24 protein-coding genes are annotated in these 25,503 nt (G+C 65.8%); 11 read left to right on the top strand and 13 right to left on the bottom strand.

Features of this window, described 5'->3' with window-relative positions; genetic code table 11:
• Positions 1 to 82 precede the first annotated feature (82 nt).
• The 5 genes from ACQPZ2_RS09730 (at position 83) to ACQPZ2_RS09710 (ending at position 2,982) form a co-directional block, all read left to right on the top strand.
• On the top strand, positions 83 to 1,108 hold the full coding sequence (locus tag ACQPZ2_RS09730) for a hypothetical protein (protein ID WP_433525239.1): 1,026 nt from the start codon (positions 83 to 85) through the stop codon (positions 1,106 to 1,108).
• Positions 1,109 to 1,174: 66 nt separating this feature from the next.
• A complete protein-coding gene (locus tag ACQPZ2_RS09725; RefSeq protein WP_433525238.1) occupies positions 1,175 to 1,594 on the top strand; it encodes a pyridoxamine 5'-phosphate oxidase family protein in 420 nt (139 codons plus the stop codon).
• Positions 1,595 to 1,701: 107 nt separating this feature from the next.
• Positions 1,702 to 2,154: a VOC family protein gene (locus tag ACQPZ2_RS09720; RefSeq protein ID WP_433525237.1), complete on the top strand. Its 453-nt coding sequence runs from the start codon at positions 1,702 to 1,704 to the stop codon at positions 2,152 to 2,154.
• Positions 2,155 to 2,444: 290 nt separating this feature from the next.
• Positions 2,445 to 2,708 (top strand): type II toxin-antitoxin system Phd/YefM family antitoxin, encoded by a 264-nt coding sequence (locus ACQPZ2_RS09715; RefSeq protein ID WP_433525236.1) that lies wholly within the window; start codon positions 2,445 to 2,447, stop codon positions 2,706 to 2,708.
• Positions 2,709 to 2,712: 4 nt separating this feature from the next.
• Positions 2,713 to 2,982: a Txe/YoeB family addiction module toxin gene (locus ACQPZ2_RS09710; RefSeq protein ID WP_433525235.1), complete on the top strand. Its 270-nt coding sequence runs from the start codon at positions 2,713 to 2,715 to the stop codon at positions 2,980 to 2,982.
• A gap of 80 nt (positions 2,983 to 3,062) precedes the next feature.
• Here the strand turns inward: ACQPZ2_RS09710 and ACQPZ2_RS09705 are convergent, their stop codons facing one another.
• A complete protein-coding gene (locus ACQPZ2_RS09705) occupies positions 3,063 to 3,974 on the bottom strand; it encodes an NAD-dependent epimerase/dehydratase family protein (RefSeq protein ID WP_433525234.1) in 912 nt (303 codons plus the stop codon).
• A 129-nt stretch (positions 3,975 to 4,103) separates the two neighbouring features.
• On the opposite strand from ACQPZ2_RS09705, the gene ACQPZ2_RS09700 reads away from it, so the two are divergent.
• Positions 4,104 to 5,063 carry a GlxA family transcriptional regulator gene (locus ACQPZ2_RS09700; protein ID WP_433525233.1) on the top strand — a complete coding sequence of 320 codons (960 nt, stop codon included), beginning with the start codon at positions 4,104 to 4,106 and terminating at the stop codon, positions 5,061 to 5,063.
• A gap of 134 nt (positions 5,064 to 5,197) precedes the next feature.
• Here ACQPZ2_RS09700 and ACQPZ2_RS09695 read toward each other — a convergent pair whose 3' ends face one another.
• Positions 5,198 to 6,199: a GlxA family transcriptional regulator gene (locus tag ACQPZ2_RS09695; protein WP_433525232.1), complete on the bottom strand. Its 1,002-nt coding sequence runs from the start codon at positions 6,197 to 6,199 to the stop codon at positions 5,198 to 5,200.
• A gap of 73 nt (positions 6,200 to 6,272) precedes the next feature.
• On the opposite strand from ACQPZ2_RS09695, the gene ACQPZ2_RS09690 reads away from it, so the two are divergent.
• On the top strand, positions 6,273 to 7,100 hold the full coding sequence (locus tag ACQPZ2_RS09690; protein ID WP_433525231.1) for a dienelactone hydrolase family protein: 828 nt from the start codon (positions 6,273 to 6,275) through the stop codon (positions 7,098 to 7,100).
• Positions 7,101 to 7,151: 51 nt separating this feature from the next.
• Here ACQPZ2_RS09690 and ACQPZ2_RS09685 read toward each other — a convergent pair whose 3' ends face one another.
• The 6 genes from ACQPZ2_RS09685 to ACQPZ2_RS09660 form a co-directional block, all read right to left on the bottom strand.
• Entirely contained in the window at positions 7,152 to 7,997 is an 846-nt protein-coding gene (locus ACQPZ2_RS09685; RefSeq protein WP_433525230.1) for a sirohydrochlorin chelatase, read from the bottom strand.
• Entirely contained in the window at positions 7,994 to 9,235 is a 1,242-nt protein-coding gene (locus ACQPZ2_RS09680) for a uroporphyrinogen-III synthase (RefSeq protein WP_433525229.1), read from the bottom strand. Before ACQPZ2_RS09680 ends, ACQPZ2_RS09685 begins: the two co-directional genes overlap by 4 nt.
• 2 nt (positions 9,236 to 9,237) lie before the next feature.
• Complete coding sequence (gene nirD / locus ACQPZ2_RS09675; protein WP_433525228.1) at positions 9,238 to 9,642, bottom strand: nitrite reductase small subunit NirD; 405 nt, start codon at positions 9,640 to 9,642, stop codon at positions 9,238 to 9,240.
• A gap of 64 nt (positions 9,643 to 9,706) precedes the next feature.
• Positions 9,707 to 12,256, bottom strand: a complete 2,550-nt coding sequence (gene nirB, locus ACQPZ2_RS09670; protein WP_433525227.1) for a nitrite reductase large subunit NirB — start codon at positions 12,254 to 12,256, stop codon at positions 9,707 to 9,709.
• Between the two features lie 26 nt (positions 12,257 to 12,282).
• Positions 12,283 to 13,746 carry a nitrate/nitrite transporter gene (locus ACQPZ2_RS09665; RefSeq protein WP_433527378.1) on the bottom strand — a complete coding sequence of 488 codons (1,464 nt, stop codon included), beginning with the start codon at positions 13,744 to 13,746 and terminating at the stop codon, positions 12,283 to 12,285.
• Positions 13,747 to 13,995: 249 nt separating this feature from the next.
• A complete protein-coding gene (locus ACQPZ2_RS09660) occupies positions 13,996 to 15,255 on the bottom strand; it encodes a CynX/NimT family MFS transporter (protein ID WP_433525226.1) in 1,260 nt (419 codons plus the stop codon).
• A gap of 65 nt (positions 15,256 to 15,320) precedes the next feature.
• Between ACQPZ2_RS09660 and ACQPZ2_RS09655 the strand changes: the two genes are divergently transcribed.
• The 4 genes from ACQPZ2_RS09655 to ACQPZ2_RS09640 all read left to right on the top strand — a co-directional run bounded on the left by ACQPZ2_RS09655 (position 15,321) and on the right by ACQPZ2_RS09640 (position 19,304).
• On the top strand, positions 15,321 to 15,992 hold the full coding sequence (locus ACQPZ2_RS09655) for a FadR/GntR family transcriptional regulator (RefSeq protein WP_387290001.1): 672 nt from the start codon (positions 15,321 to 15,323) through the stop codon (positions 15,990 to 15,992).
• 188 nt (positions 15,993 to 16,180) lie between these two features.
• Complete coding sequence (locus ACQPZ2_RS09650; RefSeq protein ID WP_433525225.1) at positions 16,181 to 17,665, top strand: MFS transporter; 1,485 nt, start codon at positions 16,181 to 16,183, stop codon at positions 17,663 to 17,665.
• A 174-nt stretch (positions 17,666 to 17,839) separates the two neighbouring features.
• On the top strand, positions 17,840 to 18,379 hold the full coding sequence (locus ACQPZ2_RS09645) for a GNAT family N-acetyltransferase (protein WP_433525224.1): 540 nt from the start codon (positions 17,840 to 17,842) through the stop codon (positions 18,377 to 18,379).
• 67 nt (positions 18,380 to 18,446) lie between these two features.
• Positions 18,447 to 19,304, top strand: a complete 858-nt coding sequence (locus tag ACQPZ2_RS09640) for a hypothetical protein (RefSeq protein ID WP_433525223.1) — start codon at positions 18,447 to 18,449, stop codon at positions 19,302 to 19,304.
• Positions 19,305 to 19,318: 14 nt separating this feature from the next.
• Here ACQPZ2_RS09640 and ACQPZ2_RS09635 read toward each other — a convergent pair whose 3' ends face one another.
• The 5 genes from ACQPZ2_RS09635 to ACQPZ2_RS09615 form a co-directional block, all read right to left on the bottom strand.
• Complete coding sequence (locus ACQPZ2_RS09635; RefSeq protein WP_433525222.1) at positions 19,319 to 20,425, bottom strand: SCO2521 family protein; 1,107 nt, start codon at positions 20,423 to 20,425, stop codon at positions 19,319 to 19,321.
• A gap of 1 nt (position 20,426) precedes the next feature.
• On the bottom strand, positions 20,427 to 21,443 hold the full coding sequence (locus ACQPZ2_RS09630) for an SCO2522 family protein (RefSeq protein WP_040694812.1): 1,017 nt from the start codon (positions 21,441 to 21,443) through the stop codon (positions 20,427 to 20,429).
• 46 nt (positions 21,444 to 21,489) lie between these two features.
• Positions 21,490 to 22,401 (bottom strand): SCO2523 family variant P-loop protein, encoded by a 912-nt coding sequence (locus ACQPZ2_RS09625; RefSeq protein ID WP_433525221.1) that lies wholly within the window; start codon positions 22,399 to 22,401, stop codon positions 21,490 to 21,492.
• A gap of 3 nt (positions 22,402 to 22,404) precedes the next feature.
• On the bottom strand, positions 22,405 to 24,249 hold the full coding sequence (locus ACQPZ2_RS09620) for an SCO2524 family protein (protein ID WP_433525220.1): 1,845 nt from the start codon (positions 24,247 to 24,249) through the stop codon (positions 22,405 to 22,407).
• 294 nt (positions 24,250 to 24,543) lie between these two features.
• Positions 24,544 to 25,395 (bottom strand): TIGR02569 family protein, encoded by an 852-nt coding sequence (locus ACQPZ2_RS09615; RefSeq protein WP_040694815.1) that lies wholly within the window; start codon positions 25,393 to 25,395, stop codon positions 24,544 to 24,546.
• Positions 25,396 to 25,503 lie beyond the last annotated feature (108 nt).

The raw sequence follows: 25,503 nt of genomic DNA, 5'->3' as shown, positions 1-25,503 counted from the left end.
TCCAACAAGAGCGTGACGCCTGTGCACTGAGGAGTTAAGGTACGTGAAGTACCTTAATTTTGTTCGATCGAAGGAATGCACCATGCGCGCAAAAGGCATCAGTTACAGCACCGGCTTCCTCGGAAAAGGCGGGCTGTCCCGGCAGCCGTTCGACGCGACGGAGGTCGAGCGGGAGCTCCGCATCATCCGAGATGACCTGCACTGCAACGCAATACGCGTAATGGGCGGCGATCCGGATCGGATCGAGCTCGCCGCGACCTACGCCGCCGAACTCGGCCTCGAGGTCTGGTTCTCGCCCTATCCGCTGGAGCTCGAACCCGAGGACGCGCTCGCGCTGTTCGCCGACTGCGCCGAGCGCGCGGAACGGCTGAGACAGCATGGAGCCGAGGTTGTCTTCGTGACCGGCGCGGAACTGAGCCTGATGAACCACGGATTCCTGCCCGGCCGCGATATCGACGAGCGGCTCGAGCTACTGCTGCGACCGGATCGGCCGCGCGAGCAGATCGGCGAGGTCAGCGCGCGGGTCAATGAATTCCTCGGCAAGGCGGTCGCGGTGGTCCGGGAACATTTCGGAGGCAAAATCACCTATGCCGCGGTGCCGCTCGAACGCGTGGACTGGGAGCCCTTCGACATTGCCTCGGTAGATCTGTATCGGTCCGCCGAGATCGCCGACCGGTTCGCCGATGGCGTCGGAACCCTTGTCGCCCAAGGCAAGCCGCTCGCGATCACGGAGTTCGGCGCGGCCACCTTCCACGGCGCGGGCGATCGCGGCGCACTCGGCCTGGAGATCGTCGAACACGATCCGGATACCGGCGCGCCACTGCGCGTGAACGGCGACTACCGCCGCGACGAGGCAGGCCAGGCCGCTTACATCCGCGAGCTACTGGAGATCTTCGATACCAAGGGCGTGGACAGCACCTTCGTCTTCACCCTCGCCCTGCACGACCACCCACACCGCCCCGACGGCGCCCCGCGCGACGACCTGGACCTGGCAAGTTACGGCATCGTCAAAGTCTTCGAAAACCGACAGGGCGACACCTATCCGGACCTGCCATGGGAACCGAAGGCCGCATTCCACACCCTCGCCGACTACTACCGAGAGCACTGAATCGAATGGCCCGTATCCCCAACCGCAAGGTAGACTCGAACATAAGTTCGAATCGAGGGGTTCTGGATGCGGGCGTTACGTCGAGCCGAGATTGCCGGGTTGCTGGCCAGCGATATCGTCGCGCACCTGGCCACCATCGACGCGGCCGGATATCCGCATGTCACACCGATGTGGTTTCTGTGGGATCAGCAGGCATTCCGGCTGACCAGTTGGGCGGGGCGGCCGCATTTGCGGCGGATTCTGGCGAATCCGCGGGTCGGGTTGGTAATCGATCGGGAAGTGGTGGGCTCGCGGGACGGCGGGCAGCGACCGAATCGGCAGGTGCGGGTGATCGGAGATGCCGAACTGACCATCGATGCGGATGGTGTGTGGACCCAGCGCATCTGGGAGAAGTACGGCAGCGGGCCGGTACTGGGTGAGGTGGAGCGCGCGCGGGTGCTGATCACGATCACTCCCGACCGCTTCATCGCCGTCGCGAGCGTCTGACCTGCACGAAAAATTTCTTCAGAAATTTCGCGGAGATATGTCGAAGACGTCGGGACAGCTCCGACCGAAGGGTGACAGCAGGTCATAACCTACCCAGGGAGCCCACCATGTCGGTCAACACTTTCCTCTGGTTCGACAACGACGCCGAGGAAGCCGCCACCCGCTACACCGCGCTGATTCCCAACTCTCGCATCGTGGATGTCAATCGACACCCCGATGGCTCGGCGTTCATCGTCTCGATCGAACTCGACGGTCACCCGTACATCCTGATGAACGGCGGTCCCGGGCATCCGTTCACGGATGCCGCATCGATCCAGGTGATCGTGGATACCCAGGCCGAGGTCGATCGCCTGTGGGACGCCCTGATCGATGGCGGTGAACCCGGGCCGTGCGGCTGGCTCACCGACCGCTACGGCCTGTCCTGGCAGGTCGTCCCGGCGACCCTGCTCACCCTCATGCACGGTGCGAACCCCACCAAGACCGCCGCCACCGCCGCGACGCTGCGGTCCATGTCCAAGCTCGATATCAAGGTTCTGCAGGACGCGTACGACAACGCCTGAGACCGGGGGGCACCCCGTCTGATAGCCGGGCACCCAGCACACAGGGTGCCCGGCTACGACAAGGGGTGCGGTGTGCAGAGCCCGCGCACTCAGTAGTTGGCGAGCTCCGCTCGGGCGACAGCCCAGCGCACCAGCACGGATTCGAGTGAGCGCGGTAGGGTTACCGCCACGGAATCGCCCGGTCCGCACCGCCGCCCATCCACTCACCCCACCCAGAACGTCGCGCCCTTACAGGAGACGCGTCGGCGCACGTACAATAAGTCGTACGACTATCGTGTGAGGTGCGAGAGATGACCAAAGCACTACCCATATCGACCGTGCGCCAGAATCTGTTCGGACTGGTGCAGCAGGTCAACGACGACCACGATACTGTGACCGTCGTGTCCAAGAGCGGCGAGAACGCCGTACTCATGGCCGAAAGCGATTACAACTCGCTCATGGAAACGCTATACGTTCTGCGCACCCATGGCGGCGTGAAGCTACTCCAGTCCGCCGAGGATGCCCGCGCAGGACGCACCGAGGCACACGCGCTCATCGACCCCGGCCAGGACTGAGCCTATGGCCGACCGGAAACTCACGTTCACCGCGCAAGGCTGGAAGTCCTACACGGACTGGCTGACCACCAACCGGGCCGTGCTGAAAGGCGCGAACAAAATCATCGACGCCACACTCCGCGACCCGTTCGAGGGGATCGGCAAACCCGAGCCGCTACGCCACCACCTTGCTGGGCACTGGTCACGGCGAATTACCCAAGAGCATCGGTTGATCTACTACGTGACGGACACCGAAATCGTTGTGGTACAAGTCGGTTCACACTACGAAGACTGACGGCTGAACAACAAGGCTCCGGAGCCCGCGTCATTCAACGCACTCCGGAATGTCGCCGCCGACCGCCGTCGTGTGCCCGATCAGGACGGCGAAACCACCTCCGCGAAGACACCGTCGAGGTTGCTCGCGGTGAGTCCGAAGGTGTCCCGGGTGGTGGTGTCGTCGACGGTGAACTCACGATGCGACATGTGGTAGGTCTCGAACAATTCGGCCCAGAACGGGTCCGTGTGGCCGAGCAGGGTCAGTTCGCGGTCCGTCATCACCTCGAGCCGGGGCTTCGGGGCATCCGCTGTCGCGGCGAAGCGCTCGGCGGCCGCACGCACGGTGCTGGTGATGGTCGGGGCGAGCCAGGCACGCCCCCAAGCGTTTTCACTGCGTGCGACCGCGACGAGCGCGGCGGCCGCGTCACCGATCGCGGTGTAGGAGTGTGGCAGATCCAAATCCTGCGGAACCAGAGCCAGTTGGCCCGCAACCACTTTCGGCTGCACCAGCAGCGAGAACAGCGATACCGCACCGCGGCCGAGGAATTGGCCCGCCCTGACCTCGGTGACCCGCACCCGGCCCGCATCGTGCGCCGCCTTGGCATCGAGCCACATCCGCGCGCGCACTCGCCCCTTGGGGCCGGTGGCAGCCAGCGGTGTGTCGTCGGCGACCGCACCGTCCACCGGGCCGTAGCCGTACAGATTGCCGAGCATCACGTAATTCGCACCGGACTGCTCCGCGGCCGACAGTATGGCTCCGAACAGTGGCGGTACCGCCTCCGGCCAGGTGTGATAGGCCGGCATCGCGGTATTGAATACGGTGTCCGCGCCCTTGACGAGCTCGGTGAGCGCGGTCGCGTCCACCGCATCGGTTGCGATCAGCTCGATATCGGGATGCTGCGGGCCGGTCCCGCTGCGACTGACCATCCGCACCCGGTCGCCGGATTCGGCCAACCGGACCGCGGTTGCCGAGGCGGTGGCGCCCCGGCCGATGATGACATGCGAAGGCATGCGACTTCCCTTCTGAGACAAGATGATTCACGCAATCGAGGCAATCTGCCGATCGCGTGCCGTCAACATTGCCCGGTGCGGGAGCGCTACACTAGTGGCCGGTTAGCCATCTATCCCCAGGATCCAGCCATGAAGACCGTGGCCGTTGTCGCCGTCGCGCCGGTGAAGCCCTTCGAACTCGCCATGCCCGGAACCATGCTCGGTTCGGTGACGGTGGACGGCGAGCCGTGTTACCGGATGGTGGTGTGCACCGCCGAACCCGGCATTGTTCCGGGTGCGCTGGGCGGTTTCGATGTGGTGGTGCCGCGCGGACTGGATGCGCTCGACGAAGCGGATACCGTCATCGTGCCGAGCACCGGCAGTCGAGGGACCGCGGACGCGGCCACCATCGCGGCACTGCGCCGGGCCGTCGATCAAGGCAAGCGCGTCACCTCGATCTGCAGTGGCGCATTCGTATTGGCCCAGGCCGGGCTGCTGTTCGGGCGCACCGCGACCACACACTGGGGTCTGGCCGACGAACTCGCCGAGATGTTTCCCGAGGTGACCGTTCGCACCGACGCACTGTTCATCGAGGACGGACCGGTGACCACGGCCGCCGGTGCCGCTGCCGGAATCGACCTGTGCCTGCACCTGATTCGCACCGACTACGGTGCGACGGTCGCCAATGCGGCGGCCCGCGCCGCTGTGGTGACACCGGTACGCCCCGGCGGCCAAGCCCAATTCGTCGACTCACCACTGCCGCCGGAGAACGGCCGCACCCTCTCGGCCACCCGCACCTGGGCCCTGGAACGCCTCGACACTCCCCTATCCCTGGACGATCTGGCCACCCACGCCCGCACCAGCGTGCGCACCCTCACCCGCCGCTTCCACGAGGAAACCGGCCTCAGCCCACAGAAATGGCTACTGCACCAACGCATTCAGCGCGCCCGCGAACTCCTCGAATCCACCACCCTGCCCATGGACCAGGTGGCCCGCCACAGCGGCATCGGCTCCGCGGAATCCCTGCGCCAACACATGATCCGCCACGTCGGCCTACCCCCGAGCGCCTACCGCGCCTCCTTCACCCGCACTCCGTCATCGACGGGCTGATCCCGCAATCCGGCATCAGCCAACCAACTCTCGATGGCACATCATCAGTTCGATCCGACGTGGTTGGCGGAGGATACGGTTGTCTCGCAAATCCGCATGACGCCATGGCGGTTCGGATGAATCAATCTGAATATTCAGATTCCGCTGCTCGTTTGGGGTGCTCCGGATCGGGTTCGGGTGGAGCTGGGGGCCTCGCCCGTATGCCTGCGGTAGATGCGGCGGAACGCGGCCGGATCGGCGTAACCGACGGCGGCGGCGATGGCGTCGACGGGGTCCCGGGTGGCGGCGAGGAGGGTGGCCGCGTGGCGGACGCGGAGGCGGTGGACAAACTCCATGGGCGATATGCCGAGGCGCGCACGGATGCGTCGCGCGAGAGTTCGCTCGGAAACCGATGCGGCACAGGCCAGTTCGGTCAGGGTCAGCTGGCGGTCGAGATTGGCGGTGACATACCGTTCGACGGCGCGCACGGTAGGGTCGGTGGACCGTAGGTGCTCCAGCACCATATAGCGCGACTGCGACATGCGGGCGTCGAGCACGAGGTAGCGAGCGACACGGTGGGCGAGTTCCGCGCCTTGTAGGCGGGCAACCAACGCCAGCATGAGGTCGGCGTGGGCGAAGGCGGCGCCCGCGGTGAGAACTTTTCCACTCTCGATGACCATGCGGTCGGCTTGTACTTCGACGTCCGGGAAGCGTCGAGAGAGCAGCGGTGCCAGCCACCAGGTCGTCGTTGCTTGCCGTCCCGACAGGAGCCCCGAGGCGGCGAGGACGAAGGTGGCCGAGCACGATGCGGCCACCGTCGCACCGCCGGCAGCCGCATGCCGAATCAGCTCCACCGCTCGTAGCGTGTCGGGTCGGATCAGAAGTTGATCGATGCGACCTTCGTCCGCCGCGGAAGGACCCGCGATCACCAATACGTCGTCGGGACCGAATTCTTTGGGGCTCATCGGAACCCCGGTCGATACCGAGATCAATCGTCCGCTGCCCGATCGAACAGGTTCTCCGTCCAATGACACGACGCGTTGAAAGAGCAGCCGCGGCGGCGTCCGACCGGCGACCGCGGCGGCGGTGTCAACGATGTCGATCCCGATACCGAGCGCACCCTCGAGCACCCCGTCCAGCGCGAGGTGGGTAATCACGTGGCAAGAATAGACCGAATAGTGGCAAATAGGTCAATGGTGATGCCGCATAGCCTCCGGCATCGTTTCCACTGTGCAGAATTCTTTCTCGGAAGTTCCATGCGATGATCCCCTCGACGACTTCACCCGCCGACCGGTCACGTTCGACGGTACGACCCGCACCGTGTACGTCGGCGGCGACGGGCCGGCGGTCATCGTGATGGCGGAGATGCCAGGCATCAGCCCGGACGTGGCGCGATTCGCCAGGTGGGTCCGTGATGCGGGGCTCACGGTCTACCTGCCGTCGCTGTTCGGCCGGGACGGCGCCTATCCGCATGCCGACCACGGTGCGACAGTTTTCAAACGCGCATGCGTCAGCGCCGAATTCCGAGCGTTCGGAGCCGGCCGGTCCAGTCCCGTCACCCGATGGCTGCGGGCGCTGGCCGTCATCGCGCACCGTGAATGTGGCGGTCGCGGTGTGGGCGCGCTCGGCATGTGCTTCACGGGGAACTTCGCACTCACCATGATGCTCGAACCAGCAGTGCTGGCGCCCGTACTATGTCAGCCCTCCCTGCCGTTGGACGATCCTGGCGCGCTGGAGATTTCGGCCACGGAGCTGTCGGCGGTCCGCGAACGCATCGACCGTGAGGACCTCGTCGTGCGCGCCTACCGATTCGAAGGCGACCGCTTCTGCACCGCGCAACGTTTCGCCGCCTACGCGGCAGCCCTCGGCCCGCGCTTCGAGCCACGGGTGCTACCCGCATCGGCGGCAAACCCGGCGCCACCACCGTTCTTCGAACAGCATGTCGGGTGCGCCCACAGCGTCGTCACTGCCCACCTCATCGACGCCGCCGGTGAACCTACCGCCCAGGCACGTGACGATATCATCGCGTTTTTCGTCGACCGGCTGCATTCCCGGTAAACAGACCAGCTCGAGCCGCCTACTGGTCCCAGTACCAGCGCCCGTACTGCGCTACGCTCCTCTGATTTGCACAGGGAACGTGTTGGCCCGCATCAGTTCCCGGGCGGCGGCACGGTATCGGTCGGCGATCAGACGGACGACCGCAGGGTGAACACCGATCGGCTCGGCAACACCATCGGCTCCAGCATCGTGCAAGCGCTGCTGGAACAGACCGTGGGCCAGCAGATACGAGGCGATGAAGACGCGCCGCGCACCCGAATCACGAAGTTCGGCAACGACTTCCGGGATGCGCGGGGCTCCGGTGGCGACATAGCCGATGCGAACCGGCACACCGAGATGTTCGGCCAGCATGCCTGCCGCGCGCCGAACATCCTGGCGCGCACGGGCATCCGAGGATCCGGCTGCCGCGAAGACCACCGCGTCACCGGGACGCCAGCCTGCGGCACGCAGCCGCATGGCCATGATTCGGGCCAATGCCGGGTCCGGTCCCATCGCGGGGGTGACCGCGACCTCGGGGTGACCGCTCTCGGTCACCTCGCGCGGCACGTCCTGATAGACGTGGTATCCGGAGGCGAGGAAGGCCGGGACCACTACGGCGGGAACCGATTCCCCTTGGGCGTCGGTGAGATCACGCAGCACCTCGGACGGAGATGGACCGAGCACGTCCACGAAAGCGGTACGCACCCAGGGGTTCTCGGTGGTCTCCAGCCCGTGAGCAACAGCGGGACGTTCACAAACCGGAGCGGCGGAAGTATCGGCGTCGCGCCCCGAAATCGCGACGCCGTACTCACCCACCCCGAGCTCTCGGGTCACCGCCTCGGCGAGCGCGGCGATCATCTGCACACCCCTGGTACTCCTGGTGCCGTGTGCGACCAGGACCAGGGCCGGAGCCGTCACCAGCTCCCCGCAGGCTGTGCGTACCTCGGCGCCCGCGCCGGGGTGCCGATGCCCGCTACCGGCGCACGGCCGTTGGCGACGGTGCGCGGAAAGTCATCGGCGCAATCCGCGGCGTCCAGCGCCAGTCGGTAGCCCCGCTTGACTACGGTCTGAATGGCTTTCGGCGTGCCGAGCCCGGCGCGCAGCCGCGCGATCGCGGTCTCCACGGCGTGGGTGTCGTCACCGCCGCCGGGCAGCGCGGCGAGCAGATCCTCCCGGGAAACCACCCGGCCGGGCTGCCGCGCCAGCGATCGCATCAGTGCCATCGGCGCGGGCGCGAGCTGACGCACCGAACCGTCGACCACGACGCACGCACCGCGCACGCTGATGGTGTGTCCGGCGGCCTGAATTCGATTGGCGCGCCGCGGCAATTCCTCGGCGACGTGCCGAGCCAGCGCACCGAGGCGCGCCCGTCCCGGCATCGAGGTCGCCACACCCAGCTCCTCCAGCGGAGCCGCGGTGATCGGTCCGACGCAGGCGGGCAGCACCCGTCCGCGCAGCGCGTGCAGCACACCCTCGAGCAGCCCGGTCTCCTTGGCGCGCATCAACATCGACGCCACTGCGGGCGCACTGGTGAAGGTCACGCAGTCCAGGCTGGAGGTGATGATGGCCTCGATCAGGTTGTCCATCGGACCCTGATCATCCGGCGGCACCCAGCGGTATACCGGCACCGCGACGACATCGGCCCCGGCACAACGCAATACCTCGCAGAAGTCGGGGACCGGCTCCCATTCGGTTGTCGCGCCGTGCAATTGGACCGCGATCCGCACACCCTCCACGCCCTCGGCGAGCAGGTGGTCGAGCACCTCGGCGGAAGATTCCGACGCGGGCGACCATTCCTCGCGCAGTTCGGCGGCGCGGATGGCGCCCTTGGCCTTCGGCCCACGCGCCAGCATCCTGGTGGACGACAGCGTCAGCCGCAGATCCTCGGCAATGCCCCAGCCCTCGGCCGCTTCCATCCAGCCGCGGAAGCCGATGCCGGTGGTGGCCACCACGATCTGCGGCGGATCGGCGACGATCTCGCGGGTCACCCGCTCCAGTTCGTTGTCGTCGGCCAGCGGGATGATGCGGATGGCGGGAGCGGCGACGATACCGGCGCCCCGTCGGGTGAGCAGCGTGGCGAACTCATCGGCCCGCCGGGCGGCCGTGACACCGACCGTGAAACCGGCCAGACAGGCGCCCGTATCGATAGTTGTCATGCCTATCCACCGTCCGTGGCGACGAGCCCGGCATCGACCGGCTCATTGGAAACCGAAACGATGCCGTCCTCGACGCGCACCGCGTAAACCGGCAGCGTCGCCGAATCGTCGTCCAGGCAGTGCCCGTCCAGGAGCGAGAACGCCTGCTTCAGCAGCGGCGAGGCCACAACCGGAATACCGGCGCGGTCACCGACGATCCCGCGCGACATCACTGCCGCGCGGCCGATCGGATCGATATTGCCGACGGCGGCGAGCGTGCCGTCGGTCATCAGGAACAGAGCGGCCTGGCGGCCACCTTTCAGCAACACCGCGACGCCGCGGCCGGGAATCAGGTAGTCGAGTCGGCACGCCTGCGTCCAACCCGTGGTGGTAGCTGTGGCAATGCCGGGGGTATCCATCACGGTCATCGGTGTCATCCTCCAAACGCCTTACCCATTGGTACCGGCGTCCTGTTTCTTCGGGGTTAAGCGGCTATTGCCCGCGTGTGGCAACCGGGATTTCCGGCATGCCGAGCAACACCGGCACCTTCCGTTCCCCGGTCTCGTCGAATGAAATGGTCGGATCAGCCTCTTCCGGGGCGTTGACGAAGGACACGAAACGCGACAGTTTCTCCTCGTCCTCGAGCACCGCGGCCCATTCGTCGCGGTAACCGGCGACATGCTGGGCCATGGCGGCCTCCAGATCCTCGGCGATTCCGAGGCTGTCCTCGCACACGACCTGCTTGAGGTAATCGATGCCACCCTCCAGCGCCTCCTGCCACGGCGCGGTGCGCTGCAGCCGGTCGGCGGTGCGGATGTAGAACATCAGATACCGGTCGATGTACTTGATCAGCGTCTCGTCGTCGAGATCACCGGCGAGCAGCACCGCGTGCTTCGGGGTCAGACCACCGTTACCACCGACATAGAGGTTCCAGCCGTGTTCGGTGGCGATCACACCGACGTCCTTACCGCGGGCCTCGGCACATTCCCGGGCGCACCCGGAGACGGCCAGCTTCAGCTTGTGCGGCGAACGCAGGCCGCGGTAGCGCTTCTCCAGCAGCACGGCCATACCGACCGAATCCTGCTGACCGTAGCGGCACCAGGTGGAGCCGACGCAGCTCTTCACCGTGCGCAGCGACTTGCCGTACGCGTGCCCGGACTCCATGCCGACGTCGACCAGGCGCTGCCAGATCTGCGGCAGCTGTTCGACGCGGGCGCCGAACAGGTCGATGCGCTGACCGCCGGTGACCTTGACGTAGAGATCGAATTCCTTGGCGATCTGACCGATGGTGATCAGCTGATCCGGGGTGACCTCACCGCCGGGCATCCGCGGCACCACCGAGTAGGTGCCGTTCTTCTGCAGATTCGCCAGGAAGTGGTCGTTGGTGTCCTGCAGCGCGGCCTGTTCACCGTCGAGGATGTGATCGCTCGAAGTGGAGGCCAGGATGGAGGCGACCGTCGGCTTGCAGATATCGCAGCCGGTGCCCGTGCCGTGCTTGGCGATCAGGGCGGAGAAGGTGCGAATGCCGGTGACCTGGACGATCTGGAACAACTCGGCCCGCGACTGCGAGAAGTGCTCGCAGAGCGCCTTGGACATCTCCACGCCGGACTGCTCGAGCAGCTTCTTGAGCATGGGAACGCAACCGCCGCAGGAGGTTCCGGCGGACGTGCACTTCTTGACGCTCGCGATATCGCAGGCGCCCTCTTCGATGGCCCCGCAGATCGCACCCTTGGAAACGTTGTTGCAGGAGCAGATCTGGGCATCGTCGGGCAGCGAATCGGCACCGAGTTCGGCGCCTGCGGGCGAGATCAGCGCGGCCGGTTCGGCGGGCAGCGGACGCCCGACCAGCGGACGCAGCGCCGAGTACGCGGTCGCGTCGCCGACCAGGATGCCGCCGAGCAGGATCTGCGCGTCATCGGAGACGACGAGTTTCGCGTAGGTGCCCTTGGCGGCGTCGTGCAGTACGACCGATAGCGCGCCCTCGGTGGTGCCGTGCGCATCACCGAAGCTGGCGACGTCGACGCCGAGCAGCTTGAGCTTGGTCGACATATCCGCGCCGGGGAATTCGCCTGCGCCACCGAGCAATCGGTCCGCGACGATCTCGGCCGTGGTGTAGCCGGGGGCGACCAAGCCGTAGCAAACACCTTCCACCGCAGCGCATTCGCCGATCGCGTAGATGTTCGGATCGGAGGTCTGCAGACCGAGGTCGGTGATGATGCCACCGCGCGGACCGACCTCGATGCCGCTGTCGCGGGCGATCTGGTCGCGCGGGCGGACACCGGCGGAGAAGACCACCAGTCCGGCGTCGATCACCGTCTCGTCGGAGAGCGTAACCTTCAGGCGCTCAGCCGATTCCGCATCCTCGACGGTTTCGATCGACGCGGTACCGACACCGGTGTGCACCTGCAGCCCGAGATCGACGACCAGCTTCTCCAGGATGGCGCCACCACCCTCGTCGACCTGGGCGGGCATCAGGCGGGGGTTGAACTCCACAACATGCGGCGTCATGCCGAGCAGGCGCAGCGCGTTGGCCGCCTCCAGACCGAGCAGACCACCACCGACCACCACACCGGCCGCACCGGGTCCGGCCGCGGCGGCTGCCGCGCGGATGCCGTCCAGGTCATCGATGGTCCGGTAGACGAAGCACTCCGGCAGATCGTGACCCGGCACCGGCGGCACGAACGGGTACGAACCGGTCGCCAGCACCAGCGCGTCGTAGGCGATGGTGTCGCCCGCCGACGTGGTGACCTTGCGCGCCTCGCGGTCGATGGACTGCGCGGTCTGGCCGAGGCGCAGTTCGACCAGGGCGTCACCCGCGTATTCGTTACCGGGCAGCGCCAGCGCGGCTGCATCCCAGTTACCGACGTACGACGAGAGTCCGACGCGGTCGTAGGCGGGCAACTGCTCCTCGCTGAGGATGACGACCTGCCACTGACCTGCCTCGTCCCGGGACCGCAGCGCCTCCACGAACCGGTGCCCGACCATGCCGTGGCCGACGACCACGACGGTCTTGCGCTGGGTGGGGTCGACTGTCGAGTTCATGACTGTCCTCCGTTGATGATTCGGCGTCAGGCTCGGGCCGACGTGCTGGTGGACTGGGACGGGTTGCCTGCCTCGGCTTCGAGAACGAGCGCCTCGGCCTCCGTGACGACCTCGGAGTCGACGACGCCGCGCGGGCGGCGCAGGAACACCAGATAGGTCACCGCGGCGCAGGCCACGTAGAAGGCCATGAAGACCCAGAACGCGGTGGTCGCCGATTTGGTGGAGGCGTAGGAGGAGCGCAGGACGAGGTTGATCGCGACACCGCCGAGCGCACCGATCGCGCCGACGAAACCGATGAGCGCACCGGAGGTGTTCTGCGACCAGGCGGCCTGGGTGGCCGGGCTCGCGTCCAGGCTCTTGGATTTGGCGTCGAAGACCGAGGGGATGATCTTGGTGACCGCACCGTTGCCGATACCCGATACGACGAACAGTGCGATGAATCCGACCACCAGCGCGACCATCGCCGCACCGCTCGGCACGCCGCCCCGGTGGTCACCCGCGGTGCTCGCCACCGCGACCAGCACCGCGGCCGCGGTCATCGCGGCGAAGGTGTACAGGGCGACGCGGCTGCCACCGATCCGGTCGGCCCACTTGCCGCCGTAGGGGCGGGCCAGCGAGCCGAGCAGCGGACCGATGAACGCGATTTGCGCGGCGTGCAGCGTGGCCTGGGCGACCGTGTCGCCACCGGCCTTGAAGCTGATCTGCAGCACCTGACCGAAGGCGAAGCTGTAGCCGATGAACGAACCGAAGGTGCCGATATAGAGGAAGGCGATCGCCCAGGACTGCGGCACCTTGAGCGCCGTGATCATGTAGGAGAGATCGGCCTTCTGGTTTTTCAGGTTGTCCATGTAGAGCGCGGCACCGACACCCGCCAGCGCCACGAGCACGAGGTAGATCGCGCAGATCAGCGAGGCATGGGTGTTACCGACGGTGGCGATGACCAGCAGACCGACCAGCTGGATGACCGGCACGCCGATATTTCCGCCGCCCGCGTTCAGCCCGAGCGCCCACCCCTTGAGCCGCTGCGGGTAGAAGGCATTGATATTGGTCATCGAGGAGGCGAAGTTGCCGCCACCGAATCCGGCGAATGCCGCCACCACCAGGAAGGTCGTATACGAGGTGCCCGGCTGATTGATGAAGTACAGCGTGAGCAGCGTCGGGATCAGCAGCAGCGTGGCACTGAAGATCGTCCAGTTGCGACCGCCGAAACGCGCGGTGGCCACGGTGTACGGAATGCGCAGAAAGGCACCGACCAGCGTCGGCATGGCGACCAGGAAGAACTTGCCCGCCGGATCGATGCCGAACTTATCGGTGGGCATGAACAGCACCATGACCGACCAGATGGACCACACCGAGAACCCGACGTGCTCGGCGAAGACCGACCAGATCAGATTCCGCTTGGCGACGTCTTTGCCACCGGCCTCCCAGGCCGCGACATCCTCGGCATCCCAATGCTCGATGTTGTGGTTACGCGTCAGCGTGCTCAACAGGGGCCTCCCAAAATCGGTTAGCCCCACGGTAGGAAACGGGTATTGCCGAAATGCTGCCCCAAATGACCGTCAAATCAACGGTTGCTCACGATTACCGGGAAAGCCGGGTGAGTTTCAACGAAATGTTTCGGGCAGGTGACACACCGGTTTCCACACGTCACAAACAGCCGATCTTCGAATTACCGGCCCGTGAGGTGTGACGCGCATAGCATGCGCGCGGTCACACGACCTCGCAACTCGAAAGCGGGATCAATTCCAGGTGTCTTCGAGCATGCGCGGCTTGCAGGCCTGCCAGGCTCCGGTGAGCAACACCAGCACCGCGACGACAAGCATCGCGAACGGCGCGGCCCAGCCCGCGGTCGCGCTGTGCAACATGCCGAACAGGACCGGACCGATGCAGGCCACCGCATATCCGACGCCCTGGGTGAAGCCCGACAGCGCGGCCGAACCCTGCGGGGTCCTGGTGCGCATATTGATCAGCGTCAGTGCCATCGGGAAGGTACTCGGGCCGAGGCCCAACAGCACGACCCACAGCAACGGCACAGTCATCGGCGCGATCAGCAGTCCGGCGAATGCGGTGAAAAAGAAGACGGCACAACCCACTACGAACGGGAACGGATTGCGGAACCGCGCGACCACCGTCGGTGCGGTGAACGCCGACACCAGACCGACCAGCGCGAACACTCCGACCATGGTTCCGCCGAACCCGGCACTCGCGCCCGCCTCGGACAGGATCTTGGGCAGCCAGGTGAACATGGCGTAGGTGGTCAGCGAGGTCATGCCGAACATGCCCGCCATGCCCCAGGCCACCGGCGAACGCCATACCTTGCCCTTGGGCTCCTGGGTCCGTGACGGCAGCGCCGTGCTGTCCACCCGATCGTGGCCGCGGCGATCGCGCAGCACACCGAGCCACGGCAGCGCGGCCGCGAAGCCGAGAATCGCCCACAGCCCCAGCGAGATCCGCCAGCCGTGCGCATCGGCAACCGGCACCGCGATCAGCGCGGGCACCACGGTGCCGAGCTGGACCATGGTGATGTACAGCGAGCTGACCACTGCGAGCCGGTCCGGGAAATACCGCTTGACCAGCGGCGGAATCACCACATTGCCGATGCCCATACCGCCGAGCGCCAGTGCGGAGAAGATCAGCAGCTCGGCCGTGCCGCCGACCACCGCCCGGATCAGCATGCCGAGTCCGGCCATCAGCATCGCGACGAGTGCGGTGCGCTCCAGCCCGATTCGGCGCACGAAAAGCGGGGTGAGCAGACCGGAAACCGCGAACATCAGAGTCGGGATCATGCCGAAGACACCGACGACGGCCGTCGAGTAACCGATATCGGCGCCGATGCGCTCTGCCAGCGGCGAGAAAGCGGTGACGGCGACCCGGAGGGTGAGCGCGGACATCACGATGGCGGCGAGGACGAGCAGCCGACCTTCCGTCAGTGCACGTTTGCGCCGCTCGACCCGGACGGATTCCAGGCGAGTCATGGTTTCCGGGAGAGTTGCAGTCACCGCGAAATCATAGGATGACCCGATGATAGGAGGCAAGGATTTGTGACGGGCGGTACTCTGATGCCGTGCAACCCGTCCGGCGGACCAGCCTCATTGCCCAGGTAACCGAGCAGCTGCGTGCCGAAATTCGTTCCGGCCGTTGGGCTATCGGCTCCCGAATCCCCACCGAACCCGAGCTCACCGAGCTCACCGGAACCGGGAGAAATACGGTACGCGAGGCGGTGCAGGCTCTCGTCCACTCCGGGATGCTGGAGCGTCGCCAAGGCTCGGGCACCTATGTCATAGCGGCCTCGGAGGTCGGCGGCACCCTCGCGAAGTACTTCGCCGACGCGGAGGAACGCGATGTGCTGGAGCTGCGCATGGCCTTGGACACCAATGCCGCGGCCTTGGCCGCGCGCCGACGCGACGAGACCGATATCGCCAATCTGCGGCGGCTGCTCGAGGAACGCAGCCAGCAGCACTGGGATGAACAGAATCTCGCGGCCATCGAGGCCGATGTGGAACTGCACCGCGCGATCGTCGTCGCCAGCCACAACGCGGTATATCTGGAGTTCTACGATTCGCTGCTGCCGATTATCGAACAGGTGATCCGGGCGCGGACCGCGAAATCCGACGATGCCTACGACGCGGAGCACAATGAATTGGTGCAGGCCGTCATCGATGGCGATCCGGAACGCGCGGCCCAGGCCGCGCGGTGCTTCCTCGCCTCGCTGATCGCCGAATATCCGGACCGCTAGACTTCTGGTCAACCGACCGAAAACTCGTGCGCCCAACAGGTAACCAAGAGGTCACCGACCAGCTCGCCACCATGTGAGTCGGATTTGCCTGGAACGTCACTTCAGGCCATTCACACGCAACAACCGGCTTTTACCTTTGTCTCGACCGCAGCTCGGCGAACCCACCGAGCCAGATCGAGAGGAAGCCGATGACTGCCGCAGTAGCTGCCACCGGCCAGCAGTCGGACACCCCAACATTCACGCACCAGAAAAAGGGGCGCTGGCTGGATCACTGGGAACCGGACAACACCGAATTCTGGGAATCGGGCGGCAAACTCACCGCCCGCAAGAACCTGATCTTCTCCGTCTTCGCCGAGAATCTCGGCTTCAGCGTCTGGGTCATCTGGGGCACCGTGGTGACCAGCATGGGCCTGGCGGGCTTCGACTTCCTGGCCGGACTCGGCAAGGGCAACCCGACCGCGGTGAGCAATGCCCTGCTGCTGACCTCGACCCCGACGCTTGTCGGTGCGGCACTGCGCATTCCGTACACCTTCGCCATTCCGAAATTCGGCGGACGCGCGTTCACGGCGTTCAGTGCGGCCATGCTGCTCATCCCCACGCTGGGCCTCGCCTACTTCGTGAACCAGCCCGGCACCTCCATGTGGGTGTTCATGGTGCTTGCCGCACTCGCCGGCTTCGGCGGCGGCAACTTCTCGTCCTCGATGGCCAATATCTCGTTCTTCTTCCCGGAAGGGAAAAAGGGTGCGGCCCTTGGCATCAACGCCGCGGGCGGCAATCTCGGTGTGGCGCAGACCCAGTTGGTGCTGCCGCTGCTGATCACCCTCGGCACGCACATCATGGCCAAGGACGCGGCGGGCTACCGCTTCGGCATCACGCTGTCGGTGCTGGTCTGGGTGCCGTTCATCCTGATCGCCATGTTCGGCGCACTTCGGTACATGGACAGCATCAGCACGGCCAAGGCCGACGGCAAGTCCTACAAGCTGGCGCTGACCAATAAGCACACGTGGGTGATGTCGTTCCTCTACATCGGCACCTTCGGTTCGTTCATCGGCTTCTCCTTCGCCTTCCCGACGCTGATCAAGGCCAACTTCCCGGATCTGGCCAAGATCGGCTGGATCACCACGCTCGGTAACCTCGCCTTCCTCGGCGCGCTGGTCGGTTCGTTCAGCCGTCCGTTCGGCGGCTGGATCTCCGACAAGGTCGGCGGCGCCAAGATGACCATCTTTGTCTTCGGCGGTATGGCGATCGCATGTGTGCTGATCATGGCCGGACTGCAGGCAAAGAGCTTCCCGCTCTACCTGGTTGCCTTCCTGCTGCTGTTCGTGCTGACCGGAATCGGCAACGGTTCGACCTACCGGATGATCCCGTCCATCTTCAGCGCCGAGGCCAAGAAGTACGCATCCGAACACGGACTCGACCTCACCGACGCCGCCGCCTCGGCCAAGCGCCAAGCAGGTGCCGCGATCGGTGTCATCGGCGCGATCGGCGCCTCCGGCGGCTACCTGCTCCAGCAGGCACTTCGCCTGTCCAACATCAACTTCCACAGCATGAACCCGGCCTTCTGGGCCTACGCCGTCGCCTTCCTGGTGATGGCCACGGTCACCTGGTTCTTCTACCTGCGCTCCTCGTTCGCCGTGGCCCGCGTCCCCTCACTGGCCTACGCCAACGTATAACCACATCACCCGCTAGACCCGAATGCCGCGCTGGACGAGGTCCCCAGCGCGGCATTCGGCCGTCCATCCGCAGCACCACCCGCGACTGAGTAGGGATCGCATTTGGCGGTCTCGGTCCGTCAACTGCGCCAGCACTTTACGCTGGAAAGCAGCCTCACACCGGGAGGGTGGGCATTGGATAATTCCGAGGGGGCGGGGGAACCGGTGTTCCGGACCGCACGATTGGCGGATCTCGACGATATCGCCGCGCTGGAGCGAGAACATTTCGGCGACCTGTGCTACCCGTATGTGACGCTGCGGCAGCTGTTCGACCTGCACGGACCCGATTGGGTGGTGGCCGAAATCGGCGGCAGAGTGCGCGGCTACGCACTCGTCGGCGTCGGCACCCGGCGGCGCGGCTGGGTGATGGGTCTCGCGGTCGCACCGAACTACCGCAATCGCGGCCTCGGCCGCGCGCTGCTGGACCGGGCCGTGACGAGTTGCCGCACCGCACAGGCGGATTCGGTATACCTCACGGTGCGACCGACGGACCAGCGCACGGTCAAGCTGTACAAGAACGCGGGATTCCGTTGGGCCGGATACGAACAGCGCTACTTCGGCGCGGACGAACCGCGAGATGTGCTGGTACACCGCATCGATCGCTGGCCTACCACCTCGCAGTTCCCCGGGCCGAGCGACAAGCGATGGCTCAAGGGCGGTCGCGCACCGGATTGATAGTCGAATCGCGTTGGTATGGTGGTTATCACGTCGAACGCGACGGCTGCACCCGGGGGAATACACGATGACCGAATACGCGGGCCTATCCCAACTGTCACCTGCCACCGCCGAGAAGGCGGTCAATTCGATGACCATGCTGATCGATCGACATGCCGACCGGTACGCCGGTGAGATCGCCGAATACTTCCAACAGGCCGGAGCGGGAGCCGAACAGCGACTCCTCGACTCCTTCAACACCCATGTCGAGACATTGGAACTCGATTACGACCCGGTGAAGATTTCCCAGCCCGGCGACAGCCTGGTCTTCTCCCACATCTACACGGCGGCACGGGAACCCGCCGCGGACGGCGACGGCCGTCTGCGCGCTTTGACGGCGCTGCTCGCCGCCGAGGTCGAATTCCGCGGACCACGACGGCTGAGCCGCACCCAGAACACCCGGATCGCCGAAATCTATGAGCATCTCGGCCGCGCGCTGGTCGCCGCCGACCTGCCCCACCATGCCGTGCTGGCCTTCAAACGCGCGGTGGGACTGCACCGTGTCGAGGAGGACTTCGACGCACAAGACCGCTGCGGGCACGCCTTGGCGCAAGCGCGTTGCCGCGCTGTCGATCAGGTCTGGAAGCGGATCCCGCACTGGACCCTGGAAGTGCTGTGCGGCTATGGTTTTCGGCCGTTCCGGCTGCTCTGCTGGATCGCCGCCGTACTGCTCATCGGCACCGTCGTGCTGTGGGCCACCGACGGCCAGCCGATCCCGACCGCACTGCACATGTGCCTGATCAACTACCTCAATCCACTCGGCCTCGGCGATCTCGAGGAGATCAGGGGCTCCGGGCGGACACTGCTGGTCATCGAGGCCTACGCCGGACTCGTGCTCAATTCGCTGTTCTTCGCACTGCTGGTCCGGCGATGGTTCCGGATCTGATCGCGCCGCGGCGGCTAATCCGCACTGTAGTCCTCGGTGCCGATTCTGGTGTGCCGCATCGCATCCAGTGTCGCCACCAGCACCCGATTGTGCAGCTGATCGATCAATGCGCGCCGTCCCGCGGTGAAATCCGGATCGGTATTCAGCTGCGTCCACAGCCCGCGCAGCGCCGGTGGCGTATGCGCGCCGGGCACCCACAGATGTGCCAGATGGTGCAACACCGGGGCCAGCACCCCCACCGACTCCGCACTGCCCTGCGGGTAACCATCGGACTGCTCCAGCGCCGCGGCGGTGACCGACAGCAGCCAATCGTGCACCGCGAGATCCTCACAGAACCGCTGCACATCGGCCAGTTCCGCCTCGGTGCGAACGGTGATCAACGCGGTGCGGACCGTATCGTTCTGCAACCTGAACCACACCACCGGCTGCGCCGGATCACCGATCCGCGCCGCCCAGCGCAGCCTGGTCGTCCCCGATTGCACCGGTGTGTTCTGATCGAGGCGGTGATCCATCCGAATGCGGCCGAGCAGCCGATTGGCGATCGACGCGAGATCGAGGGTGCCCACCGGCGGCGGGCCCGCGGCCAGGAAGCCCTCGGCCAGCCGGGCGCCGGTTTCGGCGGTGACCTTGGTGATCACCTCGGACACCCCGACCTGGCTCAGATAATGCGACCACGTCCGGCGCTGATCGCCTGCGGCGCGCACGACTCTGGTCTGCGCCGAACTCTGCAGCACCCGTCCGCCGACCACGACCGCGTGCGTTGCCACCGTGCCGATCGCCCGCACATCGGGATGCGAAGGGGCAGCCAACCGGCAATCCACGCCCTCGGCGGTGGTCGGCGAGACCGCGAGCGACATCGGGCGCTCCCGCCACAGCATCGGACGGCCCGGCACGAGCTCGAGCAGTTGCTCGAGATCACCGCGCGGCAGCGGCGCCGCCGCGGGCAGCAGGCAGGTGTCCACCTCACCGAACACGATCAGTGGGCCGGCGGGTGTCCTGGTCTGTGCCGCACCAGCGCGCACCAGCAGGCGCACGGCGCGGCCACGACGCAGCTGCCTCAGATGCGGCGTCGAGCGGGCCGTGCGCATCCGGCGCGCGGCCGAATCGTTCGGTTCGTTCACGTCAGGATCCGTCCAGCAGGAAATGGGTGAGGCGTTCGGTCACCTTGCGCGATACGTCGATACCCTCCTCGTTGCCCCTGGCGACGATCTGATCCACCACTTCGTCGTCGAGTTGGATGTGATCGAGTATTACGCGCACCGCGTGCTCGATACCCAGATATCGCTGCGGCAGCAGCGAAAGTGACCGATATGCGGCAAAAGGTTTTGCCCGCGGATTCAGCTGGACCACCGCGGGCATCTCCCACCAACTGCTCGGCCACGGCATACCCGCCTCCCACGGCTGCGGCTCGACCACCGGCATACCGTCGAAACGCAGCATGCCCAGTCGCAGCAACTGCCAGATGGAGGCCAGATACGGGCAGGACCATTTGGTGAAGACTTCCTTGCGCCCGTTCACCTTCCGGGTCTGTTTGCTCCACATTTCGACATCGAGGAAAATCGAATGCTCGCGCCGCCCGAACTCCTCGGCCGGTTCGTACGGCTCGTCGTGCATGGCCTGTTCCGAGGGATCATCGGAGGCGCGTCGGCCATTGCACAGCCAGCCGGATTCCGCGGTGGGTGGTCTGCGTCCGTTCGCGCCCTCGGGCGGTTCGGCCACGATGCGGGCGCGGACCAACTCGGCCAGCTCGATACGCGGCGCGCTCACCGCGCCGTATTCGGCGGCCGGAACCTCCCAGCAGCCCGCCTCGCGCGCCAAATAGTCGATGCTCAAACCACATTCGTCGGCATTGCGCAGCAATTTGTCGAGGATTTCGCCGGGATTGGTGTCGGACCGGAAATAGTCGTCGACCAGAAAGCAGGTGCTCACCCTGGCGCGCGGACCGAATTCGATTTTCGCGGCCTCGGTGAATGCCGTGACCAGCGGCACGATCCGACGAAACTGCGTGCGAATCTTCTCCTCGCCATTGGCCAGATCGTGCATATAGAAATGTCCGACCTCGATCGACACATGGGACAGCGGCACCTTGGCGACGCGCGGATGCTCGGTGGCCTCGCTGTAGCCTGCGGCATGCTCCATATGCTCGAAATCCCTTTCCAGGATGGTGTTCTCGAGTTCGGTCGATTCAGATCCGGCGCCAGGTCGCGGGATCGAGCACGCGATCGGCGAGCGTGTCGAAGGCCTCGACGGTTGCCTTGTTGGCAATTTCCTTCTGCACGTCGATATCCAGAATCAGCTGTTCGCGCCATTGCAATACCGGCTCGACCGGGGTCTCGCCGAGCATCGCGCTCGCACCGACCTTGTTCGTCGATGCCAGCCGTTTCAACATGGAGTCCTGCTGGTGTAACCAAGCCGCCTGCGGCCCAGGGGATTCGGTCGCCTCGTTCAATTGCGGCACCGCGGTGCGCACGTACCTGATGTTGTCCAGCAGTACCTCGGGGTCGTGGCCCGCGCCCGCACCGCAATCGAGGATCCCGTACTGTCCGCGCACCAGACCGTGTGCGGCGATGATGTGCTGCCGGGTCCAGCGATGAAATACCAACCAGCGCACCGTTCGCGCGGCCAGCTGCGGCAAAGCCGTTGCCTTGAGCGCGATTTCCATCGCCACCGAGCGTCCCGCGCTGAGATCGACAATGCACACGTCGAAGTCCTGATCGAGTTCGAGCAGCAACTGGGCGCAGTTGTCGAGGGTACGGTCATCGATCTTGGTGAACTCCGCGCCACCGGCATCGCCGGGCAACAGGAACAGCTTGCCGGTTCGCGTACGCATCTTGCGTAATTCGCGACGATCGGTATTGTCCCGCACGTCGATTCGAGTGGCGACGCCGCGGCCGAGCAAATAGGAATGCAGGCCGTCGCCACCGGTGATGCCTCGCTCCACACCGCTGATCTCGAAAAGCGCACCCGCGGTAGGGGAACCGAAATCGAAATCCAGATAGGCGACCCGCTTACCCCGCACACACATCCGATAGGCGAGATTGCAGCTGGTCACCGAGCGGCCGGTGCCGCCCTTGTCGGAGGTCGCGAACACGATCATGCGCTAGGGGTTCCTTGTCGCGTCGCGGCGGGCGGCGGCCAGTCGGTCGAGTTGGCGCAGCGCGTCGAGGGCGTGCACGAAGGTGGTCGCGGAATCCTCGCGCACCAACCGCCTGGCCTGATCGATATGGTCCTCCACGCGATCGAGCGCGGCCCGGTTGCCCGAGGTGTCGTCGATGCTCACACCGAGCATCTCCTGATCGAATCGATGCTCGGCGGTATTCAGCATGACCCGCGCGACGTCCTGCAGATCCGGCCAGTTGGGCGGCGGTTCACGGTAGGTGCGGTCCGCCGCCACCAGACATTCGACGACGCGTTCGGTCATGTACCAGGACGGCCGGGTGACCTCGGCATCGCCGTTCTCCCCGAACGCGCCCGCCGGGTCGTCCCACAGTCCGGGCGCACCGGCCCGCAGCATGCGCCGATCCAGATGCTCCATCACCGATTTGGCCAATTCCATCAGCTTGTCGCGGGCCGCGACATTGTTGGACAGCCTGGCCGCCTGCAACATTCGCTTGAGCAGCACCGCCGAGAAGTCCGAAACCTCCCACTGCAGTGTCGGTCCGTCCTCGACACCCTCACTGCCGCGCAGGGTCAGTCGCACGCCGGGAGTGTGCAACGCGACGGCGGGGTCTTCGCGCATGGTCCGGCGAATGATCCGGCCTCGGCCCGCCAATTCGTCGAAAATGGCTACGGCCCTTGTCAAGTCGTCATCGGAGGCGGTGCGCGCGACCAGATCCTGGATCAATACCGCGGAAACGATGAGACTGAAGTAGTCCGACTGCTCGCCGTCGGAGGTGCGCCACGGAATATCCTCCAGCGGCCAGCTGCCCGAGCCGAACCGCGCGACCGTCGACCAGTAGCGCTGGGTCAACTCCCAGCGGGTACGCAGGGCCTGGGCCAGCCGGTGCTGTTTCTCGTCGAGCAGACCGAGTTCACCGGTGCGCGGGGAGACCAGGTCGTTGATGCCGTCCAGCGCGACGACCGTGAAATAGAGATACGGGCGCGGATCGGCGATGCCCTTCTCACTCGCGATCTGCGCCTCGACGAAGTCGACCTCGGTGGCATCGCGCGCCACACCCCAACTCCACCCGCATTCGAACAGCAGATTCTCGTCCTCGAGCTCCTTGACCGATTCCTCCTGGCCCAGGGTGACATCACTGCGCAACCGCGCCCGTACCCGTTCCAGACTGCGCCGCACACCGTCGACCATGCCCTGCTCGGGCTCGCCGGTCTGATTCAGCATCCCCAGAATCGCCTGTCCCTCAGGGGATTTCGGCTTGACGGTATTGACGACGAAACTGCGGACCAGTCCGGTCATCGCCGCGGTGAGCCGCGCACTGAGTTGCCCGGACAGGATATCGATCCGCTGTGTCAGTTCCCCTGGTCGCGCCCAACCGCGGAAGGCGCGCAAGAAGCGCAGGCCTGCCATACAGACGGTCAGCGACATCGAGTACGAGTCGACGACCTCGATACCACGCTGCGCCGTATTGGGTTCGCGCTCATCGGCGGAGCGCAGATAGCTGCCCGCGGAGAAGTCCGGCTGCCCGTCGTCACGGGTGTTCTGCTCGATGTAGCGCTCGAGCAGCCAGACCACGAAGCTACCGATCTGCTTCGGACCGCCGAGCGGTTCGAGGACCGAACTGACGTCGTCCTCCATGCGATCCGGATTGTCCAGTGCGAAGATATCGATCTCGGTGGCCGGATACAGCAGGCAGAGCAACTGTTCGGAATCGCTGATAGAGTTGGCGTCCATCCGACCGCCCCAGCGCCAGTCCGTGCCATCCCAGCACGCGGCGAGCATGGCGCGCCACACATCCAGAATCTGTTGCCTCGGTTGGATTCTCACCTGCTGCCGTCCTCACCCCAAGTCGCAGGCGCGCCGCTCCTCACCGCGTCCACGAACGTCAAATTAGCACGGGCACAACGCTTACGCTGCTCCACGAGGGTCCGATCCGGTTCCATTCCGGCATCATCTGAACCGGTCGCGGGGCCGTTCGAGCACGGGCAACCACACAGCATCCGGTGGCCCGAAAAGCGGGTAATACGACGCCGCCTGATGGCGGTTGTCCGAGCATAGAGCAACCGATGCAGCGCACGGCGCAGATCGGGTAACCGGGCGATCGCGCGGTTGGGACCGAACTCAGAGCATGAGGCGAACCATGTCGGCGGTCCGCGCCAATCCGGGAAACGCCTCGGGGGTCGAACGGGGGTGCAGCGCATGTACAGCAAGCCGAAACATGACCGCTCGCAACAACATCTGCGGCCACTCCGGTAAATCGGACCAGCGGTCGAGCAGGCCGTCGTCGGCGCCGCCCCAGGCGAGTGCGTCGACGACGATGACACCGGCGGCCCATGGCGCCGGACGCCAGTACGGCGTGATGTCTGTGAGGCCGGGTGTGAAGACTCCGGCGAAAAGTACCGTGCCGAACAGGTCTCCGTGCACCAGTTGCGCAGGTGTTTGGACCGGTTTGCGGAGTGTGGCGAGTTGGCCGATCAGTTCCATGCTGCGTTGGCCGTCGGGGGAGGTTGCCGGGGTGATGCCACCGGCGCGCAGACTTCGCAGCGGTACCGCCTCCCAGGCGGCGCGGTCGGCGGCGACGAAGACGTCGACATCGACCCAGGGGGCGACCGGCGGCTGGACCAGGAACCGTGGTCGTTCGAGCTCCGCCGTGGCCTTGTGTAGTCGCAGTGATACCGAGACGACCTCGTCGTAACGTGGCTCGGGTACACCCTCCAAATAGGTATCGGCGCGCCAGCCGGACACCACATAGCGGCCGTCGGTGGCGCGCACGGGGCGGGCCAGGCGCAGGCCGTCCACCTTCAGGGTTTCGCGGACCTTCGCCGACCATGCCGCCCTGGCATGATCGGCGATCGGGCTGAGCACCACGTCACCGAGCCGCCAGCCGCCGTCCCAGTCTCCCAGCGAAACCGGGGTCACTTCGCGCAGACCGAACGTGGCGCGCACGTGCTCGGGGGGTTCCACAGAAGTCACGGCCGTACGGTACCTGTGTTGAATTTGGCACGCCTGCGGCGCGCCGTGCGCTCTACCTTTGGCCGCGCCTTCGGCGCGGCGTGTTCGCGGCCCCCGGGTGTCTCGCGT

The organism is Nocardia pseudovaccinii (genome assembly GCF_050942345.1).
GTDB classification, from domain to species: domain Bacteria; phylum Actinomycetota; class Actinomycetes; order Mycobacteriales; family Mycobacteriaceae; genus Nocardia; species Nocardia pseudovaccinii.
This window is presented reverse-complemented; position numbering and strand designations above follow the sequence as displayed.

Bases quoted from the DNA above. Each gene is read 5' to 3' on its own strand.
- nirD (WP_433525228.1), bottom strand. From the start codon at position 9,642: ATGACCGTGATGGATACCCCCGGCATTGCCACAGCTACCACCACGGGT.
- ACQPZ2_RS09640 (WP_433525223.1), top strand. From the start codon at position 18,447: ATGACCGAATACGCGGGCCTATCCCAACTGTCACCTGCCACCGCCGAG.
- ACQPZ2_RS09705 (WP_433525234.1), bottom strand. From the start codon at position 3,974: ATGCCTTCGCATGTCATCATCGGCCGGGGCGCCACCGCCTCGGCAACC.
- ACQPZ2_RS09730 (WP_433525239.1), top strand. From the start codon at position 83: ATGCGCGCAAAAGGCATCAGTTACAGCACCGGCTTCCTCGGAAAAGGC.
- nirB (WP_433525227.1), bottom strand. From the start codon at position 12,256: ATGAACTCGACAGTCGACCCCACCCAGCGCAAGACCGTCGTGGTCGTC.
- ACQPZ2_RS09720 (WP_433525237.1), top strand. From the start codon at position 1,702: ATGTCGGTCAACACTTTCCTCTGGTTCGACAACGACGCCGAGGAAGCC.
- ACQPZ2_RS09715 (WP_433525236.1), top strand. From the start codon at position 2,445: ATGACCAAAGCACTACCCATATCGACCGTGCGCCAGAATCTGTTCGGA.
- ACQPZ2_RS09650 (WP_433525225.1), top strand. From the start codon at position 16,181: ATGACTGCCGCAGTAGCTGCCACCGGCCAGCAGTCGGACACCCCAACA.
- ACQPZ2_RS09725 (WP_433525238.1), top strand. From the start codon at position 1,175: ATGCGGGCGTTACGTCGAGCCGAGATTGCCGGGTTGCTGGCCAGCGAT.
- ACQPZ2_RS09710 (WP_433525235.1), top strand. From the start codon at position 2,713: ATGGCCGACCGGAAACTCACGTTCACCGCGCAAGGCTGGAAGTCCTAC.
- ACQPZ2_RS09625 (WP_433525221.1), bottom strand. From the start codon at position 22,401: ATGATCGTGTTCGCGACCTCCGACAAGGGCGGCACCGGCCGCTCGGTG.
- ACQPZ2_RS09700 (WP_433525233.1), top strand. From the start codon at position 4,104: ATGAAGACCGTGGCCGTTGTCGCCGTCGCGCCGGTGAAGCCCTTCGAA.
- ACQPZ2_RS09680 (WP_433525229.1), bottom strand. From the start codon at position 9,235: ATGACAACTATCGATACGGGCGCCTGTCTGGCCGGTTTCACGGTCGGT.
- ACQPZ2_RS09630 (WP_040694812.1), bottom strand. From the start codon at position 21,443: ATGGAGCATGCCGCAGGCTACAGCGAGGCCACCGAGCATCCGCGCGTC.